22 protein-coding genes and 1 CRISPR repeat array are annotated in these 26,031 nt (G+C 69.2%); of the genes, 12 read left to right on the plus strand and 10 right to left on the minus strand.

Annotated elements, in window-relative coordinates; all coding sequences use genetic code 11:
- Window positions 1-174 precede the first annotated feature (174 nt).
- The 7 genes from casA (at window position 175) to cas2e (ending at window position 6,638) form a co-directional block, all read left to right on the plus strand.
- Window positions 175-1,827: a type I-E CRISPR-associated protein Cse1/CasA gene (casA, locus tag FRANCCI3_RS00100; RefSeq protein ID WP_011434494.1), complete on the plus strand. Its 1,653-nt coding sequence runs from the start codon at window positions 175-177 to the stop codon at window positions 1,825-1,827.
- Window positions 1,828-1,853: 26 nt separating this feature from the next.
- On the plus strand, window positions 1,854-2,474 hold the full coding sequence (casB, locus tag FRANCCI3_RS00105; RefSeq protein WP_011434495.1) for a type I-E CRISPR-associated protein Cse2/CasB: 621 nt from the start codon (window positions 1,854-1,856) through the stop codon (window positions 2,472-2,474).
- A gap of 78 nt (window positions 2,475-2,552) precedes the next feature.
- A complete protein-coding gene (gene cas7e, locus FRANCCI3_RS00110) occupies window positions 2,553-3,707 on the plus strand; it encodes a type I-E CRISPR-associated protein Cas7/Cse4/CasC (protein WP_011434496.1) in 1,155 nt (384 codons plus the stop codon).
- Window positions 3,704-4,534 (plus strand): type I-E CRISPR-associated protein Cas5/CasD, encoded by an 831-nt coding sequence (gene cas5e, locus FRANCCI3_RS00115; protein ID WP_011434497.1) that lies wholly within the window; start codon window positions 3,704-3,706, stop codon window positions 4,532-4,534. The genes cas7e and cas5e overlap by 4 nt, the downstream gene beginning before the upstream one ends.
- A gap of 7 nt (window positions 4,535-4,541) precedes the next feature.
- The gene (gene cas6e, locus FRANCCI3_RS00120; protein ID WP_011434498.1) at window positions 4,542-5,369 is read left to right on the plus strand and encodes a type I-E CRISPR-associated protein Cas6/Cse3/CasE; all 828 of its coding nucleotides are present in this window, start codon (window positions 4,542-4,544) and stop codon (window positions 5,367-5,369) included.
- Window position 5,370: 1 nt separating this feature from the next.
- Window positions 5,371-6,363: a type I-E CRISPR-associated endonuclease Cas1e gene (gene cas1e / locus FRANCCI3_RS00125; protein ID WP_011434499.1), complete on the plus strand. Its 993-nt coding sequence runs from the start codon at window positions 5,371-5,373 to the stop codon at window positions 6,361-6,363.
- A complete protein-coding gene (gene cas2e, locus FRANCCI3_RS00130) occupies window positions 6,360-6,638 on the plus strand; it encodes a type I-E CRISPR-associated endoribonuclease Cas2e (RefSeq protein WP_011434500.1) in 279 nt (92 codons plus the stop codon). Before cas1e ends, cas2e begins: the two co-directional genes overlap by 4 nt.
- An 18-nt stretch (window positions 6,639-6,656) precedes the next feature.
- Window positions 6,657-9,001: direct repeats of the CRISPR family, unit length 28 nt; unit sequence GTCGTCCCCGCACGCGCGGGGATCTTCC.
- A gap of 19 nt (window positions 9,002-9,020) precedes the next feature.
- Here cas2e and FRANCCI3_RS00135 read toward each other — a convergent pair.
- A complete protein-coding gene (locus FRANCCI3_RS00135; RefSeq protein WP_011434504.1) occupies window positions 9,021-9,449 on the minus strand; it encodes an organic hydroperoxide resistance protein in 429 nt (142 codons plus the stop codon).
- Window positions 9,450-10,366: 917 nt separating this feature from the next.
- Window positions 10,367-11,575 (minus strand): lipase family protein, encoded by a 1,209-nt coding sequence (locus tag FRANCCI3_RS00145; protein ID WP_023840580.1) that lies wholly within the window; start codon window positions 11,573-11,575, stop codon window positions 10,367-10,369.
- A gap of 605 nt (window positions 11,576-12,180) precedes the next feature.
- Here FRANCCI3_RS00145 and FRANCCI3_RS00150 point away from each other — a divergent pair.
- Complete coding sequence (locus FRANCCI3_RS00150) at window positions 12,181-12,987, plus strand: DedA family protein (protein WP_011434507.1); 807 nt, start codon at window positions 12,181-12,183, stop codon at window positions 12,985-12,987.
- A 419-nt stretch (window positions 12,988-13,406) separates the two neighbouring features.
- Here FRANCCI3_RS00150 and FRANCCI3_RS00155 read toward each other — a convergent pair whose 3' ends face one another.
- The gene (locus FRANCCI3_RS00155) at window positions 13,407-13,745 is read right to left on the minus strand and encodes a P-II family nitrogen regulator (RefSeq protein ID WP_011434508.1); all 339 of its coding nucleotides are present in this window, start codon (window positions 13,743-13,745) and stop codon (window positions 13,407-13,409) included.
- Window positions 13,746-13,891: 146 nt separating this feature from the next.
- Here FRANCCI3_RS00155 and FRANCCI3_RS00160 point away from each other — a divergent pair, with 146 nt between their 5' ends.
- Window positions 13,892-14,434 carry a YbhB/YbcL family Raf kinase inhibitor-like protein gene (locus FRANCCI3_RS00160; protein ID WP_011434509.1) on the plus strand — a complete coding sequence of 181 codons (543 nt, stop codon included), beginning with the start codon at window positions 13,892-13,894 and terminating at the stop codon, window positions 14,432-14,434.
- Window positions 14,435-14,474: 40 nt separating this feature from the next.
- Here the strand turns inward: FRANCCI3_RS00160 and FRANCCI3_RS00165 are convergent, their stop codons facing one another.
- The 6 genes from FRANCCI3_RS00165 to FRANCCI3_RS00185 form a co-directional block, all read right to left on the minus strand.
- On the minus strand, window positions 14,475-16,610 hold the full coding sequence (locus FRANCCI3_RS00165; protein WP_011434510.1) for a conjugal transfer protein TraC: 2,136 nt from the start codon (window positions 16,608-16,610) through the stop codon (window positions 14,475-14,477).
- Window positions 16,607-18,109, minus strand: a complete 1,503-nt coding sequence (locus tag FRANCCI3_RS00170) for an SCO6880 family protein (protein WP_011434511.1) — start codon at window positions 18,107-18,109, stop codon at window positions 16,607-16,609. Before FRANCCI3_RS00170 ends, FRANCCI3_RS00165 begins: the two co-directional genes overlap by 4 nt.
- A gap of 39 nt (window positions 18,110-18,148) precedes the next feature.
- Entirely contained in the window at window positions 18,149-19,531 is a 1,383-nt protein-coding gene (locus tag FRANCCI3_RS00175; RefSeq protein ID WP_011434512.1) for a hypothetical protein, read from the minus strand.
- Complete coding sequence (locus FRANCCI3_RS23765) at window positions 19,528-20,313, minus strand: hypothetical protein (RefSeq protein ID WP_011434513.1); 786 nt, start codon at window positions 20,311-20,313, stop codon at window positions 19,528-19,530. The genes FRANCCI3_RS00175 and FRANCCI3_RS23765 overlap by 4 nt, the downstream gene beginning before the upstream one ends.
- A gap of 69 nt (window positions 20,314-20,382) precedes the next feature.
- Entirely contained in the window at window positions 20,383-20,799 is a 417-nt protein-coding gene (locus tag FRANCCI3_RS00180) for a DUF6112 family protein (protein ID WP_011434514.1), read from the minus strand.
- Window positions 20,796-22,013 carry a MinD/ParA family ATP-binding protein gene (locus FRANCCI3_RS00185; RefSeq protein ID WP_023840585.1) on the minus strand — a complete coding sequence of 406 codons (1,218 nt, stop codon included), beginning with the start codon at window positions 22,011-22,013 and terminating at the stop codon, window positions 20,796-20,798. Before FRANCCI3_RS00185 ends, FRANCCI3_RS00180 begins: the two co-directional genes overlap by 4 nt.
- A gap of 1,528 nt (window positions 22,014-23,541) precedes the next feature.
- Between FRANCCI3_RS00185 and FRANCCI3_RS28830 the strand changes: the two genes are divergently transcribed.
- From FRANCCI3_RS28830 to FRANCCI3_RS00200, 3 genes are read left to right on the plus strand one after another with little or no spacing between them, the layout of a single operon-like run.
- Complete coding sequence (locus FRANCCI3_RS28830) at window positions 23,542-23,985, plus strand: helix-turn-helix domain-containing protein (RefSeq protein WP_023840587.1); 444 nt, start codon at window positions 23,542-23,544, stop codon at window positions 23,983-23,985.
- Window positions 23,986-24,025: 40 nt separating this feature from the next.
- On the plus strand, window positions 24,026-24,670 hold the full coding sequence (locus FRANCCI3_RS00195; RefSeq protein ID WP_023840588.1) for a hypothetical protein: 645 nt from the start codon (window positions 24,026-24,028) through the stop codon (window positions 24,668-24,670).
- Between the two features lie 6 nt (window positions 24,671-24,676).
- On the plus strand, window positions 24,677-25,672 hold the full coding sequence (locus FRANCCI3_RS00200; RefSeq protein ID WP_011434517.1) for an NlpC/P60 family protein: 996 nt from the start codon (window positions 24,677-24,679) through the stop codon (window positions 25,670-25,672).
- A 45-nt stretch (window positions 25,673-25,717) separates the two neighbouring features.
- Here FRANCCI3_RS00200 and FRANCCI3_RS26525 read toward each other — a convergent pair whose 3' ends face one another.
- Entirely contained in the window at window positions 25,718-25,876 is a 159-nt protein-coding gene (locus tag FRANCCI3_RS26525; protein ID WP_023840589.1) for a hypothetical protein, read from the minus strand.
- Window positions 25,877-26,031: the final 155 nt, after the last annotated feature.

Below are 26,031 nucleotides of genomic sequence, written 5' to 3' on the forward strand. Positions count from 1 at the left end.
GGAGATCCTTGATGTGGCGACGCCAGATGTCCATCTCCTAGCAGGAGCCGCACGATCGGTAGCAGCCGACGTGCCGCGCCGTCGCGGTCGACCAAAACTGTCGGTGGCCCTTGGTACATCTCGGCTGAGCCACCGACGGTCGGCGCAGGCCGGGGCCTACGAACGGGGGAATGAGTGAACGGTTTCAACCTGATCGATGGGCAATGGATCCCAGTGATCAAGCGGGGGCGGCGCCTGGAGGTGGGGATCAGGAAGGCGCTCGTCGACGCTCACACGATCGACGGGCTGGCCCTTGATGATCCGCTCGAAGCCGTGGCGGTGCTGCGTCAGGTCCTGCTGCCCGTCGTCCTGGACGTGTTCGGCGCCCCCCGTACCGACGAGGAGTGGTCACAGCGGTGGGAGGCTGGCTGTTTCGACCGGATTATCAGGAAAGATCGGGCTGAGGATGAGGAGGGCATCGAGTCGTATCTGATCCGACAGGCGGCACGATTTCATCTGTTTCATCCGACGGCTCCGTTTGCGCAGGTCGCCGGGTTGCGGACCGCGAAGGACGAGACGAAGCCGGTGTCGCTGCTGGTTCCGCGGCTGGCCTCGGGGAACAATGTTCCGCTGTTCAGTTCCCGGACCGAGAACGACCCGCCGAGCCTGACGCCCGCTGCGGCGGCACGGGCGTTGCTCGCAGCCCATTGCTGGGACACCGCCGCGATCAAGACCGGAGCGGCGGATGACCCGAAGGTCAAGACGGGGAAGACGATGGGGAACCCGACCGGGCCGCTCGGGCAGTTCGGGATCGTCCTGCCGCTGGGTGAGACGCTCTTCCATACGCTGATGCTCAGCATCCCCGTCCTGCGGCACGGTCTGCGGCAGAAGGACCGGCCGCAATGGAGATCCGAAAGCAGCGCCACCTCCCGCTGGGAGACTCGCGCCCCGGAAGGGCTACTGGATCTGCTGACCTGGCAGTCGCGGCGGATCCGGCTCGTGCCCGAGGCAGACCCGACGGCTGTCGAGGATGTCTCGGTCCGACGGGTGGTGCTCACCGCCGGTGACCGGCTCACCGGATCGGTGCACGCACTCGAACCGCACACGGCGTGGCGGCAGGTTGACAAGCCCAAAGCCGACGAGCCGCCGGTCCGTCCGGTGCGGCATCAGCCGGGCCGGTCGGCCTGGCGCGGGCTGGAGGCTCTGCTGACCACAACGCCCTTGTCGAGTGACAAAGTGTTCGCGCCGACGGCGCTGTCGCAGCTCGCCCGGCTGCGTGACGACGGCTATGTCCCCGATGATCTGCCACTGCAGGTACTGACCGTCGGGGTGAAGTACGGCACGCAGTCGGCGGTGATCGACGAGGTAATGGCCGATGAGATTCCCCTCCCGGTCACCGCGCTGGCACGGGACTCCGCGGTCCGTGAGACCGTGCTGGCGGTGGCGGCCCAGGCCGAGAGCCTGCGGATCGCCGCCAACCGTCTCGGCGACGATCTTCGTGAGGCTGCCGGTGCGACGGACAAGCTGCCGTGGGACAAGGGCCAGCGGCTCGGAGAAATACTGATCCACAGCTTCAATCCGACGGTGCACCGGCTGCTAGCCGGGTTGCAGCAGCATCCGGAGGACGCCAAGCGGGCCGAACTTGCGTGGCGGATCCTCGCTCGGCGGTTGGCGTGGGAGGTCGTCGACCCGGTGTTGTCCGCTGCCGGTCCTGAGACGTTCCTGGGCCGCGATCCCGGTGAGCCGTTCGGCGCCCGCCTCGCCGGCGCCGAGATGTCATTCCGGCGCACGCTCAACGACGTGCTCGGCAAGGACGAGGACAACCGGCTTGCTCTGGCCGCCGCCTGATTCCCACGACCCGTCAGGAAGGTCTGATGACCGAGGTAACCGCGGCGCCGTCCGCATCGTCCACATCATCCGAGACGACATCGCCACGCGAGACGACATCGCCACGGCACTTCTGGGAACGGGACCATAAGGGCGACCGGCCCGACGGGGCGGATTTGGCCGTGTTGCGCCGCGGTGTTGGCCGCGAGCCTGGCAGCGTCCCGGAGATGTGGCGCTACTACTCCACGCTCACCGTCGATGGCCGCAGAACCTGGTCCCTGACCGCGGAGCACGTCGCGCTCACCTTGTTCGCGGTGCACCAGCAGTCCCTGCCCACTGCGGCGTATCAGCCTGGCATCGGGCTCGGCGAGGCTGCTCTACGCCTGCGTAGCAGCGACAAGTTCAGTCCTGAGGCGGTCGACCGGCGGTTCAACGCCGTGGCCACCGCCACCACCCTGGACGAGGCCGCCTACCACCTGCGTGGTCTGGTCCGCCAGTTCCGCCAGGTCCCCGTCGGTCTCGACTACACCCAACTCTGGCGGGACCTCATCGCCTGGCAGACCCCCGAGCGGATCGGCGACGTACGCCGCCGGTGGGGAGCCCAGTACTTCTACCGGCCCCCGAAAGACAAAGCCGCTACCCCGGCCGCCGCGTCCGGCACTTCCTGATCTTCCGTCTAACCTCCGGCGTTGCCTCCGCGCACCGGGGCTTTCCCGTCCTGACCCAGCAGAAAGAGGCATCTACCAATGCGCTGCTACATCGACGTCCACATCCTGCAGACCGTCCCTCCGTCCAACCTCAACCGAGATGACGCCGGTACCCCGAAACAAGCCGTCTATGGCGGGGTGAAGCGGGCCCGGGTGTCGTCCCAGGCCTGGAAGCGGGCGACGCGAACCGCCTTCGCCGACCACATCGATCAGGCCCAGCTCGGAACACGCACCAAGCGGATCTCCGCGCTGCTCGCGGAACGGCTCGCAACCCGCTGCGCGCTCGACGCGGAAACCAGCACCCGGATCGCCACCAGCCTTCTGACCGCTCTGAAGATCAGTGCGGGGAAGAAGGCGGCGGAGACCGCCTATCTGCTGTTCTTTGGCCGTCCCCAGCTCGAACGGCTCATCGACCTCATTGTCGAGGATGTGCCGCGCCTCGCCGATCTCAGCGACGGCGATCTGCTCGCCGCGGTCAAGGATGTGCCTGTCCTGGCTACTCTCGGCAGCGACCATCCGATCGACGTCGCGCTGTTCGGGCGGATGGTCGCCGACCTGGCGTCGTTGAACGTCGACGCGGCCACCCAGGTCGCGCATGCCCTGTCCACCCATGCCGTCGACGTCGAGTTCGACTACTACACCGCCGTTGACGACCAGAACGCCAAGGACGAGACCGGCGCCGGGATGATCGGCACGGTCGAGTTCCAGTCCGCGACGCTGTACCGGTTCGCCACCGTCGGCCTGCACCAGCTCGCCGAGAACCTCGGCGGTGACATCGAGGCGACCGTCGAGGCGCTACGGGTGTTCCTCACCGCGTTCACCACCTCCATGCCGACCGGCCATCAGAACTCCTTCGCCCACCGCACCGTGCCGAACCTGCTCACCATCGCGATCCGCCCCGACCAGCCGGTCAACCTTGTCTCCGCGTTCGAGAAGCCGGTACTGCCCCGTGGCCGGGGCGTCCTCACCGGATCCCTCGAGCAGTTCGCCATCGAACTCAACAGCGCGTCGACGCTGTGGGGCCTCCAGCCCGACATCCTCGCCTCCACCTACCGCGCCCCCGACGACACCAACACCAACACCGACACCACGGCGATGATCGTCAAGGCGCTCGGCGAGCCGAAGCCGTTCGACGAGGTTCTCGACACAGTGGTGGCTGCCGCCCGCGACCGGCTCATGAGCAGCGTCCGATGAGCCAGGACCCGCCCCGCCACTGCCTGGTGCTGCGCCTCGCCGGCCCCCTGCAGTCCTGGGGTTCCCGCAGCATGTTCAACCGCCGCGACACCCTCACCGAACCGACGAAGAGCGGGATCATCGGGCTGCTCGCCGCCGCCCAGGGCCGCCGGCGCACCGACCCGATCGAGGACCTCCTCAGCCTCACCCTCGGGATCCGCACCGACCAGCCCGGCACCCTGCTGCGCGACTACCACACCGTCAGCGACTACCGCGGCCGGCCGCTACCCTCCGCCGCGGTCAGCGCGAAAGGCCTCCAGAAACCGACGTCCCCGGCGAAGCACACCCACGTCACCGAGCGGTTCTACCTGCAGGACGCCGTGTTCGTCGCCGCCCTCGCCGCACCCGAACCGGTGCTCACCACCCTCGCCGACGCGCTGCGCACCCCCGCCTTTCCCCTCGCGCTCGGCCGCCGCGCCTGCCCGCCGACCCACCCCCTCCTCCTCGTTCCCGACAGCGAGCCGGACGCCGCTTTGTGGTCGGGCAGCGCCCTGGAGGTCCTGCGGCAGGTGCCGTGGCAGGCCCGCCCCGACCACCGCGACGCCCTCGCCCGGCGCAGGCCACCCCGCCTCCGCCGCATCGACCTACCCGTCACCGTTGACGACCCAGACGGGGACGACGTCCGGATCGACCTGCCGACCACCTTCGATCCCCACCAGCGAGGGTTCACCAGCCGCCGGGTCCACCAGAGCTGGGTCCACCTCCCACCCCCCTACGAGCTCACCGACGCCGACAACGTCGAGGGCACCACCCCGCACCACGATCCTTTCGCGATTCTCGGATGGTGACCGGACCATGACCTACCTGTCCCGGATCTGGCTGAACCCGCTGCGCACCGGCGCCCAGGCGCTACTGAAGAACCCCCAGCGCATGCACGCCGCCGTCCTCGGCGGGCTCAGCCGCCAACCCGTCACCGAACGGGTCCTGTGGCGACTGGAAACCGGTGAAGGCCTCCGTGGAGCAGACCGACCGCACCGCGCCGAAGTCCTCGTTCTCACCGAATCCACGCCGTCCTGGGAGCACCTCATCGAACAGGCCGGCTGGATCCACACCGACGAACCCCAGGTCCTCGTCCGCGACTACCAGCCCCTGCTCGACCGCCTCCACACCGGCCGCGAATTCCGCTTCCGGCTGCGCGCGAACACTGTCAGCGCCACCCGCACCCCCGACAATCCCTCCCCTGCCCAGAAGGAACACCTCGCCGCCCCCCGCCCCCGCGGTGTCCGCGTCGGCCACCGCACCGCCGCCCACCAGACGACCTGGCTCACTGACCGCATCGACCGCTGGGGATTCACCCTGCTCACCACCGCCGACCTCGATGGCCCCCGCAACCAGCCCGATGGCCCCCGCAACCAGCCCGACGGCCCCGGCGACACCGACGAGCCGGCCCCCGCGCTACGGCTCACCGCCCGCGAACGCCTCACCTTCCCCAAGAAAGCCAAGAACACCGAGAAGACTGGCCGCCGCGTCGTCCTCAACACCGCCACCTTCGAAGGCGCCCTGCGCGTCACCGATCCCGCCCGCGCCCGCGCCACTCTCCTGCACGGCGTCGGCCCTGCCAAGGCCTACGGCTGCGGGCTGATCACCCTCGCGCCCCTGCACACCGAACAGGCCGGCCGCTGACATGTGGTGGCTGTCCAATCCGCAGGACCTGCACCGCGTCGAGGACCGCGTCTCCACGCTCTACGTCGAGAAATGCCACGTTGACCGCGACGACAACGCCGTCGTCCTGGTCAACAAGGAACGCACCGTCCGTGTCCCCGCCGCGTTCGTCGCCACCGTCCTGCTCGGTCCCGGAACCCGCATCACCAGCGCCGCCGTGCGCCTGCTCGCCGACTCCGGCACCGCCCTGTGCTGGGTCGGCGACCGCGGCGTACGCATGTATGCCGCAGGACTCGGACCCAGCCGCGGCGCCGGCCTGCTCATGCGCCAGGCTTACCTCGTCACCCGCACCAGCGAACGCCTTGACGTCGCCCGCCGCATGTACGCCAAACGCTTCCCCGACGACGACGTCACCACCGCCACCATGCAACAACTCCGCGGCCGGGAAGGCGCCCGCATCAAAAAGATCTACCGCGATCACGCCACCCGCACCGGCGTCACCTGGAACAAACGCGTCTACACCCACGGCGACCCCTTTGCCGACAGCGACGACATCAACCGGCTCCTGTCCGCCGGACACAGCTGCCTCTACGGCATCTGCCACGCCGCCATCGTCGGCATCGGCGCCAGCCCCGCCCTCGGATTCGTCCACACCGGAGCCGCCACCTCCTTCGTCCTCGACATCGCCGACCTGTACAAAGCCGACTACACCATTCCCCTCGCCTTCGACCTCGCCGCCGCCGGCCTCACCGACGAGCGCGACATCCGCACCGCCTTCCGCGACAAAGTCGCTGACGGGCACCTCATGGCCCGCATCATCCACGACATCAAAGACCTCCTCATCGAGGAAGGAACCCGAGATAACGACGAGGACGCACTCCACTTGTGGGACGAGCTCGACGGCCACGTCCCCGGCGGCGTCAACTGGGCCGCCGACCTCGCCGACCAGACCGACGACACCACCATCCTCGGTGTCACCGGACCCGACACCGACCAGCCACCCCCACCCTGGTGACCGTCATCGTCCTCATCGCCACCGCCGACGGCCTCCGCGGCCACCTCACCCGCTGGATGATCGAAATCTCGGCGGGCGTCTTCGTCGGCAACCCCAGCGCCCGCGTCCGCGACCGGCTCTGGACCCTGCTCTCCCAACGCGTCGGTGACGGCCAAGCCATCATGATCGAACCAGCCACGAACGAACAAGGCTGGGCCGCCCGCACCGCCGGCCGCAACCGCACCCAGCCCGTCGACTACGACGGACTGATACTGTTTGCCCGATCTCGCCGATAAACCCGCAGGTCAGCAAGTGTCGTCCCCGCACGCGCGGGGATCTTCCTGTCAGCCCGAAAGATCTCCGGTGGCCGTCGGCGTCGTCCCCGCACGCGCGGGGATCTTCCCCGCAGCAGTGTTCACCCGCGCATGTCTGTTACGTCGTCCCCGCACGCGCGGGGATCTTCCCGAGATGAAACACAGCAGCTCGACAGGGGTGCCGTCGTCCCCGCACGCGCGGGGATCTTCCCTCGGCCCAGCCCATCCGCTCGATGGCGCAGCGGTCGTCCCCGCACGCGCGGGGATCTTCCCTCCCTCGCCGAGATGTGGGTGCTCACCCGCTGGTCGTCCCCGCACGCGCGGGGATCTTCCCGGCTCTACGCCCTGCACCACGTCGACATCGCCGTCGTCCCCGCACGCGCGGGGATCTTCCCCAGAACATGACCACGGTCGGCTGTCGCGCGCTGTCGTCCCCGCACGCGCGGGGATCTTCCCCGTCTCCGCGGACTCGACCAGTCACCCATGCCGTCGTCCCCGCACGCGCGGGGATCTTCCGGTTCCCGAGCATCGACCGGGCGGCCTGCGACCGTCGTCCCCGCACGCGCGGGGATCTTCCGGTCTCGTGCATTCCGATCGCGGCCGCGGCGGCGTCGTCCCCGCACGCGCGGGGATCTTCCTATTTTCCGGAGCTTTGAAACCCATTGCTTAGTCGTCCCCGCACGCGCGGGGATCTTCCCATTGCGGTCCTGCACAGTCATCCAGACCAGGGGTCGTCCCCGCACGCGCGGGGATCTTCCTCCCAGAGGGCAGTCCTGGAGTGGTGGCGCCCGGTCGTCCCCGCACGCGCGGGGATCTTCCCCTCGACGTACACCACAAGCGGCTACACGCCGAGTCGTCCCCGCACGCGCGGGGATCTTCCGAGCATCCGTCGGCTCCAGCTCGGCTGAGGCCGGTCGTCCCCGCACGCGCGGGGATCTTCCTTCGGGTGAAGAAAGCCGCGCGCAATCGCATTCGTCGTCCCCGCACGCGCGGGGATCTTCCGCGGGGGATGAGGTCGGCGGGCACGTGCCAGTGGTCGTCCCCGCACGCGCGGGGATCTTCCTTGAGATGGACGCCGACCACACGGCGCGGATCGGTCGTCCCCGCACGCGCGGGGATCTTCCTCTGCTGTCATATCTGGTGGGTGGAAACCGCCCGTCGTCCCCGCACGCGCGGGGATCTTCCCAGATCGGACCGGCCGGCTGGGGCTCCCACCGCGTCGTCCCCGCACGCGCGGGGATCTTCCGCGCATGGGGTTGCAACTCCGCACCGCCCGGCAGTCGTCCCCGCACGCGCGGGGATCTTCCGGACGAGATTGCGGCGATCGGAAACGAGATCGTGTCGTCCCCGCACGCGCGGGGATCTTCCGCCTGGCCCGGCCCGGCCGCGGGGTCGGGATGAGTCGTCCCCGCACGCGCGGGGATCTTCCCTTCCCATCGACCCACAGCTAGGCATCCTGGACGTCGTCCCCGCACGCGCGGGGATCTTCCTGGCCCAGACGTGGGCCGACGACCAGCGCAATCGTCGTCCCCGCACGCGCGGGGATCTTCCTTCCAGCCTCATCCCGCCACCAACGTCCCGCAGGTCGTCCCCGCACGCGCGGGGATCTTCCCCCGAGGTCTTCGAGAAGGTAGAGGCTTCCCGGGTCGTCCCCGCACGCGCGGGGATCTTCCTAGCGGGACCGTCCGGGGCTGCAACCCCCGGACGGTCGTCCCCGCACGCGCGGGGATCTTCCCCCGTCGTCGCTGACCGCGCCCAACTTCGCGGCGTCGTCCCCGCACGCGCGGGGATCTTCCCCGTGCCCGTTCCCGGGCGATCCGCGCGCGCATGTCGTCCCCGCACGCGCGGGGATCTTCCTCTCGCCATCCAGAAAGTTGCCGGTTCCAGAGGGTCGTCCCCGCACGCGCGGGGATCTTCCTGCGCCGCGATGCGGCATGAGCGGCTTGTCGTCGTCGTCCCCGCACGCGCGGGGATCTTCCCCTACACCATGGACGACGTCAACGCTATGGCTGGTCGTCCCCGCACGCGCGGGGATCTTCCTTCGGGTGAAGAAAGCCGCGCGCAATCGCATTCGTCGTCCCCGCACGCGCGGGGATCTTCCCCTCAGATGAGGTGGGAAAGCTTGCCTTCGCGGGTCGTCCCCGCACGCGCGGGGATCTTCCTTGAGATGGACGCCGACCACACGGCGCGGATCGGTCGTCCCCGCACGCGCGGGGATCTTCCCCCCCACCCCTGTTTTCGAGGAGACCCCACGATGTCGTCCCCGCACGCGCGGGGATCTTCCCATCCAGGAAGGAGCAGACCGTGACCGTCGAGCGTCGTCCCCGCACGCGCGGGGATCTTCCGGTGAGCAGGGGAGCCGGGTCAGTCGCTCTCGACGAGGACCACCTCGGAGGGGATGTTGCCCCGGGTGGCCACGGAGTATGGGCACAGGGCGTGCGCGGCCTCCAGAATCTCCTGGGCGCTCGCCCGCTCGATGCCGGGGATCTGTGCCTCGATCCGCGTACTCAGCCCCAGGCTGCCGTTGTCGTTCCTGATCAGCCCGACGGTCACGGAGACCGCCGAGTCCTTGATATCGATCTTCTTCCCGCGCGCGATGGCCTTGAGCGCGCCATGGAAGCACGCCGCGTAACCGGTGGCGAACAACTGTTCCGGGTTCGTGCCCGGTCCGTCGTCACCACCGAGGCCCTTCGGGGCGGAGAGCTGGAGGTCGACCCGGTTGTCGCTGGACACCACCCGTCCGTCGCGTCCACCCCAGGCGGTCGAGGTGGCGGAGTAGATCGTGTTCGCCATGGTTGCCTCCGTGCATCAGGTGTTGCCGAAGCTCCGGAGAGCCTGTGACATTTATGCAACCAAACTGGTGCCCTAAAAACTTCGCGGCCCACACCTTCGATTCCCGCCTAGCCTGAGCGGACGGCGGAGGAGAAGACCGGTGAGCTCGACCGACCGCGACGGGGACGGCCCCGGGATACGACGATCGACACTCGCGTGATCTCCGCCGCAGTCGCCGAGTTGGCCGAGCACGGCGTCGGCGGATTCCGCGGGTTCCACCGGTCCCGCACGCTGCCCTCCGATGGCTGCCCTCCCATGGGCAGCGTGCGGGCGATATCTCCAGGCGGTACGGGATCCCCAGGCGGTACGGGGCCGTGCTCAGGTGACGATGCCCCACCCGGGCAAGAGCGATATGAGCTGACGATCAACCAGCTCGGGCAGGGTCCATCGGCTTTGGCCGCCCGTGCCCACGCTGCCCGTCTCCGGACGATGGTTGACGGTTCTGCCGGTCACCTGGCCTGGTGCTGGTGGCCGGATTGCCCCTTCGCCGTTGATGGGCACGGTGGGGACGGTCAGTGGAAGGTCGAGGGACGGTCGGTCGACGGTGCTCCACACAGCCCGGGGTGGGAGAACGACGGCGGTTTCGTCGGTCACCGTCGTGGGTGCTGGTGAGCGGATTCATCGCTTATCGCCTCGGGGCAGTGCGACCCGAGGGGGCTCTGCACCGCGCCCGCGGACTTATCCACAGGGTGGGTGTGTCGCCATGGGCAGCGGGCGGCGACGTTTTCCACATCAGCTACCCGATCAGCTACCGGATCAGCCACCTGACGGTCCCCATAGATGGGCAGGGTGTGCTCGGGCGCACGGTTGTCCACAGGCCCTGTCGTGAGCCGGGCCCTGCCGTGAGCCGGGGACGGGCCCGTTTAGCCGGGGACGGGTTATCCGAACCGAGCTGCGCGCATCTCGCAGATGTCGGTGACCGGCGGCGGGTGCGGGGCGAAGCGCTGCGCGACCCAGGCGGTGAGCTCGGCCATCGATGCGCCGAGGACGGTGCCGTGGTCCGCGTCGGGGTAACGCCGGTAGTCCACGGTCGTGCCCTTCCGGCACAGCCCGGTGACCACGCTGTCGGTCACCGGGCGTCGGATCACCAGGTCGAGGTCGCCCTGGAGAACGAGGGTCGGAGCCATCTTCCGCAGGGCCACCTCTCGCTGCCGGGCGAATCCGGCTGCGAATGGCTGATGATCCAGTGGATTGACGGTAAAGGCGGTGCTGACGGACGTACCGATGCTTGCCCTGATGAGGTCGGTGGCGCAGCGGTCGCGGGCGATCGACAGCAGTCGCCGGCCGGTCGGGGTGAGTACCCGGTCCAGGTTGATCGTCCGGTCCTCGACGGACAGCCCGATCATCGCCAGCAGGACATAGGCGACCCCGTCGGCATTGTGCTGCAAGGTGGCGAGGGACGCCGGCAGGTCGGCCAGGGGGGCGGTTGCGACGACTCCCCGGATCCGTAGCTCGGGTGCGTAGGCGGCGGCAATCGCTCCGGCGGCCAACACCGCCTGGCCGCCCTGCGAATAGCCCCAGAGGACGACGTCGCGACCGGCACCGGTCGCCTTGAGGGCGGCGGCGGCGCGCGCCGCGTCAAGCACGGCCCTGCCCTCCGGCTCGGCAACATAGATCGCGTGTTCGCCGGGACTCCCCAGCCCCGGATAATCTGTGAGGGCCACGACATAACCGGCCCGGACGAGCGGAAAAGTCGAGGCGGCGGCGATCAGCGCGGGTCGTGCCGCCGACGGTGCACAGGCATCCTTGAGGCCCGTGGTGCCATGCCCGAACGCGACGATTCTTCGGCCGCCCGGCGGAACCGGAACGTTCTCCTCCGGGGCCAGGATTATCCCGGACACCGGAATGTCGACGCCCGACGTCGCGTGGGATCGGTACATCACCCGCCACGCCCGGATGCCGGTCGGGGCCGGCGCGACCACCTGACTGGACAGAATTTCCCCGCGGGTTCCCGGTGGTAACGATGCACCTCGCTCATCGGGTCCGCCGGCACTGATTGCGGGGGATGATCCGTCGTTGCCATCCCGCTTTCCGCAGGCCGCAAGGGGCAGCAGTCCGAGCAGGAGCCCGAGCAGAAGCAGGACCATGAGCAGCGGGGTACGGACCGGGTGGGAAGGGCATCGGTGCGCCCCGACAGGGGTGGCCCCCGCAGCCGGTCGCGTCGGTCTCCCTGACCGCGCTGACCGCGCTGACCGCGCTGACCGCATCGGCCGGGAGCGCGGGGTCCGTGGCGTTAACGCATCCGGCCAGGCCGGCGGATCACTCGGATCACTCGGATCACTCGGGACAACAGGCCGCTGATCCTGGCTTGGCCGCCGATAACGCACGAATTAAGCCTAATGAGGCACATCCGGCCATCGACGTCGGCGGTCCACCTGGGCCGGCCAGATCTTGACTGGCGGCGGATCGCTGCACTGGACAATTTGGGAACTCATGATCGGAAACTCATGATCGGGCACCTATGGTGGGGAACCTATGAGGGACGTACCGGGCGCACCCGGGCATGCCGCAACCTGCCGGGACGCGCCCGGGACGCCGGGGAGCCACTCTTGCGGGTGCCCGGTGGGAGACGGGAGAGCGCTCGATACCCTTACGGTGTCCTCGGGCGGGTGCGGTGGCGGTCCCTCGACGGTTGCCGCGGTCTCACGGACGTGTCCAACCCGTCGTCAAAGCCTGTCGGAGGCCCGCGATAGTGAATGCATTCGCGTCGAACACCCTCGCTCTCGGCCCTGGCGTCCTCAGCGCGGACAGCTTGGCCAAAGCGGGCCTGGCTGTCGTTCTGCTGATCGTCTTCGCGGAGTCCGGCCTACTGGTCGGGTTCTTCCTCCCGGGTGACTCCGTGCTGTTCACCGTGGGTATGCTGATCGCCCGCGACGAGCTTTCCACCCCGCTGCCGGTGGCGGCTGTCCTGATCGGGCTCGCCGCGGTGACTGGCGACCAGGTCGGCTACCTAATTGGTCGAAGAGTCGGTCCGGCGTTGTTCCGACGCCCCGACTCGCGGCTGTTCAAACAGGAGTACGTCGAGCAGGCACACGAGTTCTTCGAGAAGTACGGGCCGCGGTCCATCATCCTGGCGCGGTTTGTTCCCGTGGTCCGCACCTTCACTCCGGTTATCGCCGGCGTGAGCCGGATGAACTACCGCCTCTTCATCACCTACAACATCGTGGGCGGGGTGGTCTGGGGTTGCGGCATCACGGTTCTGGGTTTCTACCTCGGCAAGATAGACTTTGTACGGAACAACATTGAGCCGATGTTGATTCTGATTGTCGTCGTCTCGGTGCTTCCCATTGCTTTCGAATTTCTCCGGGCCCGCCGTAGGAAGCGGGCCGGGAACGGTGCCGTGCGGGAGGGCTCCGCTGGATTCGGCGGGAGTGCCCCGGTCGCCGACGAGGCTGAGACCTTCGCGGTACGGCCACGCCGCGGCGGCGGGCGTCACTCGGTCGCCCATCAACGTCAGACGCCGGGACTGACCGAGGCTGATCGAGAAGACCGAGGCTGATCGAGAAGACCGAGGCCGATCGAGAAGACCGAGGCCGATCGGGATACCCCGATGGTCATCGCGGCCGCGCGAACGGTTACCTGCGATGCGGGCCAAGTCGCGAGGACAGGTCCCGGCGGGCTCCGCACCGATACGGGGGGAGTCGGCGAGACGCCCGCCGGGACCCGTCAACCGTATCGGGTCAACGGGTCATTGTCGCCTCTCCTCGTCACCCAAAGGTGGGAACAGTCGCTGGTCGCACACCGAAAGCATCGTTTGTATGACGATCGTCTCACTATTGATGGGTGGTGCCGTGGCCTTGGGGACCATCGAGCGATCGCGGCAATCGAGCTGGTCACGGTCGGTGCAGTCTGCTGGTCACCGTCACCGCAGCCGGGTGACCGCAGCCGGTCGCGTCCGGACTCACAAGGCGTCCGGACTCACAAGGCGTCCGGCCCGCGTTCCCCCGTGCGGACGCGGGCGATGGCGTCGACGGGAAGGACCCAGATCTTGCCGGCTCCGCTGGCCGCCGATCCGCCCGATCTCCGGATCACCTCGATGACGTCCTCGACGTCGCAGTCCGCGACGACGCACTCGACCCGCACGGCGCTCACCGACTCATCGTGGAAGGTCTGCCCGCGATACGTCTGGGTACGCCACAGTTCGATGCCGAATCCGGTCACCTGGCTGACCGTCATACCCTGAATACCGAAGGTCTCAAGGGCGGTGCGTACGTCATCGATGCGATGTGGACGCAGGATGGCGGTGACCAGTCTCACCGGGACCTCACCAGGTTGTCTGGAACCGCATGCCGACGGCCCGGCGCACCTTCGGGATGAGGTTTCATCGCGGAGAAGCGTAGAGCCGGCAAGCGACGGTTCCGTCTCGGGAATGTCATCGAATGGCGTAACGGAAGGAATGGTAGATGTCCCTGCTCGACCGCGGTACACCCCCCGACCCGTTCGACGTGCTGCCCGCCAAACCGCTGTTCACCGTGACCAGTACGGACCTCGTCGACGGTGGAGTCGTTCCGTCCGATCAGGTGCACACCAGCGCCGGGGGCGCCGACATCTCCCCACAGCTGGCCTGGTCCGGTCAGCCCGCCGAGACCAGGAGCTTCGTCGTCACCTGCTACGACCCGGACGCGCCCACCGGCAGCGGATTCTGGCACTGGGTCCTGGTGGACATCCCCGCGGCGGCGACCGAACTTCCCCGCGGCGCGGGCAGCGGCGACTTCACCGGCCTGCCCGCCGGCGCGTATCACGTGCGCAGCGACTGGGGCTCCAAGGCGTATGGCGGGGCCGCGCCGCCGCAGGGCGACGTACCGCACCGGTACATCTTCACCGTCCACGCGGTCGACGTGCCGAAACTAGAGATCAACGACGAGGTCTCACCGGCCGTCGTCGGCTTCAACCTCACCTTCCACACTCTCGCCCGGGCCGTGCTGCGGGTGACCTTCCAACGCTGACGGGGCCGCCCTGCCGGCGCGGCGAGATCCCCGGGGATCGTCAGCCGGTGGAGCTGGGACTGGGCTCCACAGGCGGGTAACCGAACCCGCCCGTGAGGTCGGCGGCCCGTGGGACGGCCGGGCCGCCGGCGAGCTCCCGGCCGGCGAGCTCCCGGTCGCCGAGGAGTTCGTCGGCCATCCGGCGCAGCCGGCCGGGACCGAGATCCGGCGGGTCCAGCTCGGCCGGATCCAGATCGTCGGGGGTCAGGTTAGTGTCGTCGACCTCGCCGTGCATCTTCGAGCCGTTGAGCACCACGGGGATCTCCAGGTCGCCGACGACGTGCTCGACGTAGAAGGCGCGGGCGCCGATCAGCCACAGGGCGTAGCCCGGGTCGAGCCTGGGGAGCAGGTCGGCGGCGACGTCGGTGAGCCCGAGCGCGGCCTGCGTGTCGGCGATCTGATCGGACGCCTGCTTGTAGAGGATCCGGATCGCGGTTTCGGCGAGCAGGCCTTTGGCGATCTCCACCGAGTCCGGCGAGGCGGACAGCAGGTCGGAGATGCGGTGGGCGACGATCGCGTTCGCGCATCCCCACTGTCGGGCGAGCTTCTGCTGGGCGGACAGCCGGCGGACGAGGCCGGCGAACCGCATCAGCCGCCAGCACTCGTCGTAGACGACGTAGCGCTGCACGCCGTCCTGGCGCATGAGTGCCGCTTCCATCCACGCCTGCGCGCAGGTCATGATCAGGGCGATCATCTCATCGCTGCCCTGGACCCGCTCCAGGTTCAGCACGGCGATCGGACGGTCGAAGTCCAGGGGAGAGGTGGTCGGCCCGTCGAACAGACCGCCCAGCGCGCCGTGTGTGAGCCGGCGCAGGGTCAGCGTGGCATCCCGGGAGGCGTCGCGCAGCTCGGTCGCGGTCATCGGGAGGTTGACACAGTCCTCCTCGGTTGGATCCGTCATCGCCTCCAGCACGTGCGGCAGGATCGGGGTTGCCCACCGGTCCGGGGACGCCCCGGTGATCTGCCGGGTCACGACGTCGAGAGCCAGGTCGACCGCGGTGTGCTCGGCCGGGGTGAGCGGCACCCCCTTCGCCGTCTCGATCAGGGACGACAGCAGCGCCGAACGAGCCCGCTTCACCTCACGGGCCCAGTCCTCGTCGGCGATGCCCATCGGACGGGGTGGGGCGTCGAGCGGGTTCAGCCGGGTGGCCATGCCGGGCCCGATGTAGGTGGGCTCACAGCCGAGGCGCCGAGCCAGCCGCGTGTACTCGCCCTTCGGGTCACAGGGTACGGCGGCCTGGTAGCCGAACGCCGCCCCTCGCGAGATCAGCGTCTTCAGCAGCGCCGACTTGCGGGAGCCGACCGCGCCGAACACGGCGAAGTTCGGATTCTCGATGACCTGCTGGCGGTACAGCTCGAAGACGTCGAAGTCGAACGAGTTCCCGGACCAGACGTGCCGACCGATGTACATGCCGGGCGCGGCCAGGCCGGAGTCGACGACGAACGGGTAGATGCCGGCGATCTGCGCCGTCGTCTCCATGTGCGCGGGAAGCCGCAGCTTGTGGAACGTTCGCCCGCCGAACGGCCCGAACAGCCGTGGCGGCTGTGCGCCCCGGCGCAGGGCTATCTGGGCCCGGCGCATCGCAGCCTTCTCGGTGGCCGCCGCGGCCCGTTCCGCGCGCCGGCTGCGCCGGGGGGGCTCCGCGGATAGGCGTCCCTCGCGCCGCCGCCGCGGACCGCCGCCGAGGTCCACATAGCCCTCGGCATCGCGTCCCGGGTCGTGGGAGGTGGCCTCGTAGTCCGCCGCCTCGTAGCCGTCGGGGTCGTAACCGGTCTCGTCGTAGCTGGGCGGGTCGTCGAAGTCGCTGTCGTCGAAGTCGCTGTCGTCGAAGTCGCCGTCGCCGAAGTCGCCGTCGGGGCCCTCGTCGTCGGGGCCGCCGGGGCTGCTGTCGGCGCGCTCGGGGTGACCGGCCACGGCTTCACCGGCTGGATAGCCGGCCGGCACGTAACCGCCCACCGCATGGCCGTTGCCCGCATAGCCGTTGCCCGCATAGCCGTTACTCAGCTGGCCATTGCCTGGCTGGCCATGGCTCGTGTTGCTGTTACCCGGATAGTTGTTACCCGGATAGCCGCCGGTCGGGTAGCCGGTCGGGACCGGGTACCCGCGCGCCGAGGCGTCGTCGTGTGCTGAGCTCACGAAACCCCCACCGCCAACGGTAGCGCTCCGACGCTGAAGCCCTGATCCTGCTCGCCGACGAGACGCACCATCTCCAACCGGCTGCGTGAGGCCAGCGTTTCGGCCTCACCGCAGGCGTCGGCGAGCCCGTCGAGGTCGTCGGCGGAGACCATGACGAAGCCGTGGAAGCGGAAGGCGCCGAATCCGGCGATCAGCTCCTGCTCGCGGCGTTCGACCTCGTCGGCCTCGGCCACGTCGCGCTGGGTGGTGACCTTCCCGACCTTGTCCCGCATCTGCTGTTCACCGAGGTGCGCCATCCGCCGTCGGTTCACCGCCTTCTCCGCCTTCCGGCCGGGCAGCGGCTCGACCATCAGTGAAACCGTCCGCCGACAGGTCGTCTCCATCAGCAGCGGAGCGAGGAACGCGGCGGGGGAGGGCACACGCGGCCAGCCATTGATCCAGTACGTCGTGTGGAAGCCAGAGTCGGTGCGGTAGTGGTCCCAGGCGGTGACGGCCCGGACCGGGCCGGCGACCGCCGGGTCGATGCCGGACGCCAACCCCTTCAGGCCCCCGGCGAGGTCCGTACTCGCACCACCCCGCGCGTCAATCATCTCGATCGAGTACGGATCGTAGGTGGTGCGGATGACCGCGGCGAGCGCCCGTGGCGGCAGCCATCCGACCGTGTTGATGGACGCACGGGCGAGAGCCGCCTCCATCGTGCGCAGTTCGCCGAGCAGGACGGCGCAGGCCGCCTGGTCACCGCCCCCGGCCCGCTGGATCGCGCGCCGGGCGTCCCTGGTCCGAAGCTGGAACGAGAGGTAGGTCTCGTGTCGCTGCGCCACCGGACCCGCCGCGTCGATGACCTGTTGGTAAGCGTCGGCGGCCCAGGAGTCGTCGTGATGCCCGCGGACCCGCCAGTGCCGCTGAAGCTGGTCGCCGGAGTCGGGCAACGTGCGTTCCAACCACTGGATGCGCGACAGTTTGCCGCCCCCGGCGGTCAGTCCGGCCAGCAGTTCCCCCCAGGCGTCCACCCTGGCCTGCTGGTCACCGGACTCCAGCAGGGCGAACTGGCTACCCTGCACCTGCAGGACGGCGGTGTAGGTCTGCTGCTTGGCATCCTTTACCACCGCCACGTACCGGCCGCCGCCGACCGGTACGGACAACATCACCAGCGACGACAGCGGCCCCGGGAGGACCGTTCGGCTGAGCTGGTCCTCCCCGGCGCCCAGCCGGAAGAACGCGCCACGGAACACCGTTTCGCCCGTCACCTTCTGCATCGTGAAGCCGAAGAGGATCGGCACCCACTGGTCGAGATTACGATCCTCCACCCGGACGAACGCAACAAACAGGAGCGTTACTCCCACCAGTACCCAGAGTGGGATGAACAGGAGCGGAGAGCGAAGTGCCCCGAGCACACACAGCATCACGCCGATCATCAGGCCGAGCTGCGGCCAGCGCATGCCCAGCATGACTCCGCCGCGTTCCAGCGGTCCGAAGCGGTAACTGCGTTCCGCGATCATCGACTACCTCGCTACCTCGCTACCTCGCCACTCAACTACTCACGTGCCGCCGGTGCGGGACGGCGGCACCGCCGCCGTCATCTTCGGAGGCCGGGACGCCGGCGGGGGCACGGGTACCCGCCTCGTGGCCTGACCGGTCCCGCGTGCCCCGCCCGTGGCGGAACCCGGGCGCATCGTCCTCGTGGCGCCGACCGGCCTGGAATTGCTGCCGACCGTGACCGTCGCCCTGGTGGGGGTGGCGGCTCTTGCCGGTTGCCGGGTACTGCCACCGCCGGCCCGGGGCCGGCCGGCCGTCGAGCCGCGCACCGCGGCCGTGGCGGCACCCGTCCGGGATGACGTGCCCGCCGGAGCGCCGAGGCCGCTGCCACGACCGGTCCGTAGCCCGGCTGGCCGGGGCAGCGCGGGCTCGCTGCCGACGCCACCGACGCCACCGGCGTCGCCGAGCATGCCGCGGTTGCGGGTCTGCAGCCGTGCGCCGATTCCGCGGAAAGTCTCCCGCGACGTCGATCCCAGCAACGCACCCGCCCCTTGGCCGAACGACGCCGCACTGCGCCGACCTGCCGAACCGACGGCGCGCATCAGGTGGATGTCGGCGAATCCCATCAGATGCAGCAGGACGAAGGGAGCGAACACCGCCGCAATCATCACCACGGCCCCGCCGAGGATCGTCAGTGTCTGATCGACTGTGGAGCCGCTCGAGTCGCTTGCCACACCGGCACCGAGTGTGAAAATCGCGTAAATAACCGGCTTCGCGAAAATCAGCGCCAAGAGGATCTCGGTCGCCCGCTTGATCCAGGCGCTCGTGGACATCGTCGGCTGCCCGGCCAGATACACCGGGATGAACACCGCCATCACGATGATCGCGACCTTGCGGATGTACAGCACCACGAAGAGCGCAAACGAGAACAACGCCACCAGCAGCGACAGCACGATGTCGAGTGCGAAGTTCCCCTGCTCCGGTAGGGCCCGCAGTTGGGTTACCAGGGCCGAGCCGAGTGGCTTCCCGTCACCGAAGGCGTCGGCGATCCCATCCGAGGCGGTGAGCACCATCTGTAGCAGGGTGAGTGCGACGAACGAGCCGAGGATCGCGGTGCCGGTGGAGGCGAGCGCGCGTGCGAAGATGTGAGGATCACCGCGCACGGCGCCCATGATGCAGGCGCAGATGAACAGGCCGGTGACGATCAGGACCGCCACCCCAAACGCGATGTTGTAGTTCTGGACGACGTAGTCGGCATTCAGGTTGATGGTCGTCTTCTGCGCCGCGAAGCTGAATACGGAGCTGGACAGGTCCGCCGCCATGCCGCAGAAGGCCTTGCCTGTCGAGTTGAAGTACGCATCCGCACTCCCCGCTATCGCATCCTTGATAGCACCGAGTGGGTGAAATGGGAGGGCTTGCAGTTGATTATCCACGGTCACGGTCACTGTCCGGCTCCGACCAATAGAAAATCACGGAAACTCTCGGCTGCTCGTTCGGTGATGGCTGGCGTCCAAGGTCCATCGCTTGCATCTTTAAGCTTCCAGTCCCCTGAACTCCATACAACCTGACAGTTATCCGTTCCCCAGCCTTCATGTGGGGCAAGCCTTGGATCGGGATTTCCGTAAAGCCCGATTCCAACTAGTCCCCAGAGTGTTATGTTAGCTTCATCGTTGCGATATGAGCGAACCGTGTAGCCCGTGACCCGTCCAATCCAGTTTACCGCCGGAGATTGAAGAGAGTTCAATTTAAAATATTTTGCGTTTTCCTTGTCGATTGAAATAACGGTGTTAGCAAGTCTGTCGGCTTCTTCTGGAAGTGCCATCGATTTGAAGACATCTTTGACGCGGGAAGGTGTGCGATTCGCGGGATTTCCATAAGCTCTGTCGTAGTTGGCGCAGGCGCTGACGGCGCCGGCTTCGGTGTGGGGGTAGCCGACCGGGATACCGAACTCGTTGATCCGGGTGGGGACACCGGGGACTGAGGTGGTGGCGGCGGTGTTGGCCGGTTGGCTGGACGGTTTCGGCGAGGGGACCAGCGTCGGCGTCACTCCGGGCGGGGTAGCGCTCGGAGAGGTCTGCGGCGCGACGGACGCGGTATCCGGGCCATTCGAACCATTGTCTGGGACCACGTAACGGCCGATGACCAATCCGCCGATCACACTCACCGTGCCAGTGGTCACGATGATGATGATCAGGCGTCTGGCCGCCCACTCCACAAGGCTTACCAACGCCCACTCCCCTCACAAGACGGCACGGTCATCATCGCAATGTCCGCCCGCTGGTATCCGGGGAACAGGTCAGAAGAGCGTTGACGATGGGTCATGGACCACGCCGGGGTCAACGGCAACGGTGAGCTCTACGGCGGGTTGACGCTGGCCAGCCGGGTTAGGGTCGGGTGCGGTGGCCGTTGCACCGGTGGCAAGGAAGAAGTTGACGAAGGCTGCCGCGGCACCGACGAGGAATGCGAGACCGAAGCCTGCGATCACACCGCTCTTGCCGACCATCGACGCGCGTTCGAGGCCCATCCGTTCGCCGAGTGCCCATGCGATACCGCCCAGTAGCACAGCGGCGACCGCAGCGATCACCGCATAGGCCGCCAGGCCGTTGACCAGGTCTTTCAGAGCATTGATGCCAGGCGCCTTGGAGTCATCCGGTTTGACCTGTACCTCAGCGAGGACAACGGTCGCCTTGACGGCGGCGGCGTCCAGGATCATCTCGGTTCCTTTCCCACAGGCGGGGGGCCGCCCGGCCGATCCGGTCCGGCGATCCTTGTGGGTGCCGTTGGTGACCGTAGGTCGCCAAATGATACGCCCTGCGCCGCAGGGTGATCCTCGGTAGTCGCTCGTGGGCCGCCGGAAGCGCCAGAATCTGCACGGGTGGTGACCGCTTCCACAGCGCCGCCGGCCGCAGCCCCCGGCTGATCGACAGCGCCCGCAGCAGCCGTGACCTCGGCTTTCGCGAGAGTGAACAGGGCTTCCACGGCGGCCGCGGCCAGCTGGAGGTAGGCGCGGCGAGTACGTCGGCGTAGTCGAGGAATCCGCACCGGAGTATGCCTGCTGGGGTCGAGCCGGGCGTCGTACGGGATTCGGATCAGCGTGTCGACCTGGCGCCCGAGCCGGGCCGCCGCCGCGCGGGTCCGGGGCGAGGGACGGCCCCGGCGCGGCGCAATCATGGCTGCCACGATCATCGGCCCGCCGTGTCTGGCTGAGCCACCACCCGCCGCGTCCCGCAACGTACGCAGTCCGGTGAGTGTCGCCTCCAGATCGGCGGCGGTCGCGAGTGTGACGAGGATGATGAGGTCCGCGGCCTGGAGCGCCGCAGGCGTCAGCGGTGCCTTGGCCGGCGCGTCGACCAGCACCAGCGGATAGGAATGCGCGAGCAGGCCGAGCACGGACCGCAGTCCGGTCGGGGCGACGGTGTCGTCCGCGGGGACGACGGCGGCCGCCTCGTCGCCGGAACCGCCGCCGCCGTGCCGGTCGGATCCTCCGCCAACACCGCGTCGCACGGGAAGCACGTCGAGGTCCCTGGTGCTGCCTGCGGGACGACCGCTGATCATCAGAGGTAGATCGGTCACCGTACTGTCGGAGGCTTGCCGGCGGGCGACGTCGGCGACCGTCGTCGTTCCGGCCGCGCCGACCCGGATCGCGAGCGGATCACCGCGTGGTTCGTCCTCGTCCTCGGTGCCGGCGCCCACAGGCGACGATGGCGCCCCCCCGGGAGACTCCCCCGGCCAGAGATCGACCGCGAGGACCGGCTGCGCCCGCACCCCGGCGAGGGTCAGCCCGACGACCCCGGCAAGGGTGGTGGTCCCGGAGTAGGGGAACAGCGAGGTCACCGCGATCCGCCACGAACCGGGCAACGGGATACGGGCCCGGTCGCGCAGAGAGAGCCGTACCGGGATCTCTTCCCATGGCTCGAGATCGCGCACGCCGGCCCACGGCTCCTGCCACGGCCACAGCCGACCGTCCGACGACGGCCGGCGACGCGAGACGGTCTGGCCGCCTGCCGCCGCGGCCTCGGGGGTGGATCGAGACGCCGGGTCCGGCTGCGGTTGCGCGGGGGGGAGCACTGGAGCCGTCGGCTGCTTCGTGTCCGCGGCTGGCGCGGCCGGCGCGGCTGGCGCGGCCGGCGTGTAGCGGGCGACCGGCGGTGTGACCGGCACCGCGCAGACGTGGCCCGGGACGGACGATTCGGAGGGGACCGGATCGTCCGTGGGAGGGGCCTGCGCATCCCCGGGGCCGGTTACCTCGATCGGGCCGGCCGCGGCTGGCCGGCTGGCCGCGGCGGATGGAACGGTTGCCGTCGGCGGATCGGTCGGGCCGCTGATCGGCGCCGCATCCGTCGGCGCGGCCGGTGTCGGCCGCGGAGGCTGCGGATGGCGGGGCGCGGAGGCGCGCGGCGGCCGGACGCGTGGCCCGTTCGGGGCAGGCAATGGCCCGTTCGGGTGTGGTGGTACCGCAGTTGGGTCGCCACCGGCACCAGGACTCGCGGCCGGGCTGACGCCTCGGCCTGACGCGCTGCCACCCGGCGCGCTGCCACCCGAGGCGGTGTCCGCCTTCCGCGAGGATTCCACCGCGCCCGGGGGGATCGGGGTCGAACCGCGGGGATCTGCCGGCCGGGTTGGACGGCGGGAGGGATCAGCCTGGTTACGGGGCGGAATCGCCGACGGGCGGCCGGCGCGCCGGGCAGCGGCGCCGCGGGTGCGCCGGGAGCTGGTGTCCGCGCCCGTGGTCGCCCGGCCCGGCCCGGCGCCGGGTGCCTCGGTCCTGGCGCCCGGCACCGATGGCGGTGTGTCGTCGGACGTGTTTGTACGGTCCGCACCCGAACGGGCCGCCGATGTCGCATCATCGAGGTGGAATGCCTCGCTCTGCCACGCTTCGTCGAGTGGCTGCGGCGAGCCCGTCCCGCCCCGCCGTCGATGCCGTCGGCGCCCGGATCGTGAATGGGGAGGTGACTCTACGTCTTCGGTGCCTGCTGCTTCGTCCCGTACGTACTGATCGTTTCGTATGTACTGATCGTCTCGTATGTACTGATCGTTCCGGATGGGCGGACCGTCGGGAGGGGAGACCGACGAGGGGATGCGGGCACCAATGAGCGAAACGGGCCGCGCGTCGCCTTCCTCACCGTACGGTGCCTGTGGCACATCGCTCACGCGCCGTCGACCTCCCGGCCTTCTAAGGTTAGCTAGTGCCAGTTAAGGTTACTTACTGTTATCTGCGCTCGGCTGCGGTCGGATCGATGTAACACGAGTCATTCGAGTATGACAAGCTCTGGTCGAAGCTACCCATCATGGGTGGGTCGGTGTACCTTCCGGAACCGGAGATGTGCCGTCCGGATTGAGGGGACGAACCGGCGGACGGTTTGGCGGACGGTTGGCTGTGATCCGCGACGTGGCGGGCTGGGGGCGGCCTGGACGACACGGCACCGTGCGTGCGGCAGATGGGAAAGGAGCGTCGGTGGCGCAGGACGGCTTCTCGATGGCGACGCCTCGGCCATCCCAGCGCTCCGGCGCACCGCAGGGGGTGACGCCCGCGAAATCCCCGGTCGGCTCGGCCCCGGCCCGGTCTGCTCCGGCGGCATCCGGCCGGGTCCGCACGGCCTCGGCCCGCTCGACCGGCATGTCACCGACCGTCGCATCCCGCGGCACACCGGCGCCCGCCGCCGCGGCGCCTCCGCTCGCGCCCCCTCCGCTCGCGCCGACGTCGGCCGGTGGCGTGCCGTCCCGACCCTCCGACGACGACGAAGTGCTCACCGTTGACGAACTGGTCGCCTGGTTGCGGTTGTCGGAGAGCACCGTCCTCAAGCTGCTTTCGGAACGGGCCATCCCGGCTCGCAAGGTCGGTCACCAGTGGCGGGTGCGTCGGGGGCGGGTGCGGGACTGGCTGGACGGTCGGGAATGAGCGCTCTCACCCCGGTGCCGCCTCGCTCCGGCCGGCCGCGGTGAAGCCCCGCCCCTGGCTGGCCGTCGGGCTGCTGCTCACCGTGGTCACCGTGGCCGGATGCGGCGTGTCGGGTAGTACTGCCGGTCCGTCTCCCGCCCCGTCCGCCACCACGGGGCCACCGCCCGGGGCGAGTCAGGCGCCGGGTCCGCCGCTGGCCACCGCGTCCGCGCCACCAACCGGCGAGGTGGACCGGAAGGACCCGTCGGCGGTAGCCGCCGACTGCTTCACACGCTGGCAGTCCTTCGACGCCCGGACGGACCCCGGCCCGGCAGCCGGTGTCGAGCGGGCCCGCGACTGCCTCACCGAGGACTTCGCGGCCAGCCTGGGCGCCGGGGGCGCGGGCGCCGGGGGGTCCGGAACCGCTGCCGGTGGGGACGGTCAGGCGTGGCAGGAGGTGCGCGCCGCGGGCACCCACTCGCGGGTGACCGTGCTGGCGACCACGCCCCTGGGCGGGATCGACACGACGGCCACCGGTCGGGTGGTGCTTCAGCTGAACGTGCGCCGCGAGACGGCGGCGGGCGGCGCCGCCCCGGTGGTGACGCTGTCCACCCCCGCGCTCACCCTCCTGCGCCAGACCGACGGGACGTGGCGGGTCGCCGGTGCGGATCTGTCGAGCGTCGCCGGTGACGCACCGGGCCGGTGAGGCGTGATGGCCCGCGGCTTCACCCGTAAGCGTTCCCGCTGGCTGGTCTGGACGGGGGCGGGCATGGCCCTCGCCGTCGGCGGCATCGTCATGCTGGTCGCCGTCCTCATTCTGATCATCACCGGTCCCTTCATCCAGGATCAGGGCGGGGGTAACCGGACCATCAGGAACTCCGACGGCATCCCGGCCGAGTACCTGCAGACGATCATTGATGCGGCGAACGCGGCCGGGTGCGCCGAGGTGACTCCCGCCCTGCTGGCCGCCCAGTTACATCAGGAGTCGGGTTTCAACCCGCGGGCCCGGTCACCCGTGGGCGCGATGGGGATCGCCCAGTTCATGCCCGGGACGTGGGCGTCCCACGGGCAGGGCGACGTGTGGAACCCGGCCGACGCGATCCCCGCGGCGGCCCGGTACGACTGCGCGGTGGCGGCCTCGGTCGCCTCCGTGTCCGGCGCGGCCCAGGAGAAGATGCTGGCCGCGTACAACGCGGGAGCGGGCGCGGTGCTCGCCTTCGCCGGCATTCCGCCGTACACCGAGACGCGTAACTACGTCCGCACGATCCTCGCGCAGGCGCAGGTGTACGGTGACGCCTTGGAGCTCGGCGTCGACATCCCCGCTGGTTCGGTCGCCCCGATGGTCGCCTTCATGCGGTCGCAGATCGGCAAGCCCTACGTCTGGGGTGCGACCGGTCCCGACGCCTGGGACTGCTCGTCGCTGGTCCGGGAGGCGTATCGCCGCATCGGCATCGAGCTCCCCCGCGTGACGACCGACCAGCTGCGGTTCGGCCCGCAGGTCGCGGGCGTCGATCCGCAGCCGGGGGACCTACTGTTCACCCCGGGCACCGACGGCACCGCCGAGGCGCCGGGTCATGTCGGGATGTACATCGGCGACGGCCGGGTCATCGCGGCCAAGGGAGCGCGGTGGGGGGTCGTCGAATCCGACATCTCGGACTGGAGTGGGACCGTGGCCGTGACCAGGCCGCTGGCCAGGCAGCGTTCCTGATCCGGATTTCCTGCTCCGGACACTCCGGGTGTGCCGTTGCTCCGCTCAGGTAGCCGCCTGGGACACGAAGGTGGACAGCCCGTCGGCCACGCCACCGAGCGCACCGACGGCGCTGTGCACCACATCGGCGGCGTTACCCGGTGCTGTCACCGCGAAGAACAGGGCGAACAGCCCGACGCCATACGGCCAGAAGATTTTTTTCATCGAGGACCTCACAGAAAACCCAGTCGACACGGCCAGACGGACACCAACGTCGGTGCGTTACCGACAGCATGTGTGTACTCACCTTGAGTAGTCACCGCAAGATGAATCGCCGGAGCGATGAGTGAACTGCGCGGTGGCGGGGCCGGGGGACAGCG

Source organism: Frankia casuarinae (genome assembly GCF_000013345.1).
Classification (GTDB): Bacteria; Actinomycetota; Actinomycetes; order Frankiales; family Frankiaceae; genus Frankia; species Frankia casuarinae.

Bases quoted from the DNA above. Each gene is read 5' to 3' on its own strand.
- FRANCCI3_RS00200 (WP_011434517.1), top strand. From the start codon at position 24,677: ATGGCCCGCGGCTTCACCCGTAAGCGTTCCCGCTGGCTGGTCTGGACG.
- cas7e (WP_011434496.1), top strand. From the start codon at position 2,553: ATGCGCTGCTACATCGACGTCCACATCCTGCAGACCGTCCCTCCGTCC.
- cas1e (WP_011434499.1), top strand. From the start codon at position 5,371: ATGTGGTGGCTGTCCAATCCGCAGGACCTGCACCGCGTCGAGGACCGC.
- FRANCCI3_RS26525 (WP_023840589.1), bottom strand. From the start codon at position 25,876: ATGAAAAAAATCTTCTGGCCGTATGGCGTCGGGCTGTTCGCCCTGTTC.
- casB (WP_011434495.1), top strand. From the start codon at position 1,854: ATGACCGAGGTAACCGCGGCGCCGTCCGCATCGTCCACATCATCCGAG.
- cas6e (WP_011434498.1), top strand. From the start codon at position 4,542: ATGACCTACCTGTCCCGGATCTGGCTGAACCCGCTGCGCACCGGCGCC.
- FRANCCI3_RS00135 (WP_011434504.1), bottom strand. From the start codon at position 9,449: ATGGCGAACACGATCTACTCCGCCACCTCGACCGCCTGGGGTGGACGC.
- FRANCCI3_RS00180 (WP_011434514.1), bottom strand. From the start codon at position 20,799: ATGATCCTGGACGCCGCCGCCGTCAAGGCGACCGTTGTCCTCGCTGAG.
- FRANCCI3_RS00145 (WP_023840580.1), bottom strand. From the start codon at position 11,575: ATGGTCCTGCTTCTGCTCGGGCTCCTGCTCGGACTGCTGCCCCTTGCG.
- FRANCCI3_RS00170 (WP_011434511.1), bottom strand. From the start codon at position 18,109: ATGATCGCGGAACGCAGTTACCGCTTCGGACCGCTGGAACGCGGCGGA.
- cas5e (WP_011434497.1), top strand. From the start codon at position 3,704: ATGAGCCAGGACCCGCCCCGCCACTGCCTGGTGCTGCGCCTCGCCGGC.
- FRANCCI3_RS00160 (WP_011434509.1), top strand. From the start codon at position 13,892: ATGTCCCTGCTCGACCGCGGTACACCCCCCGACCCGTTCGACGTGCTG.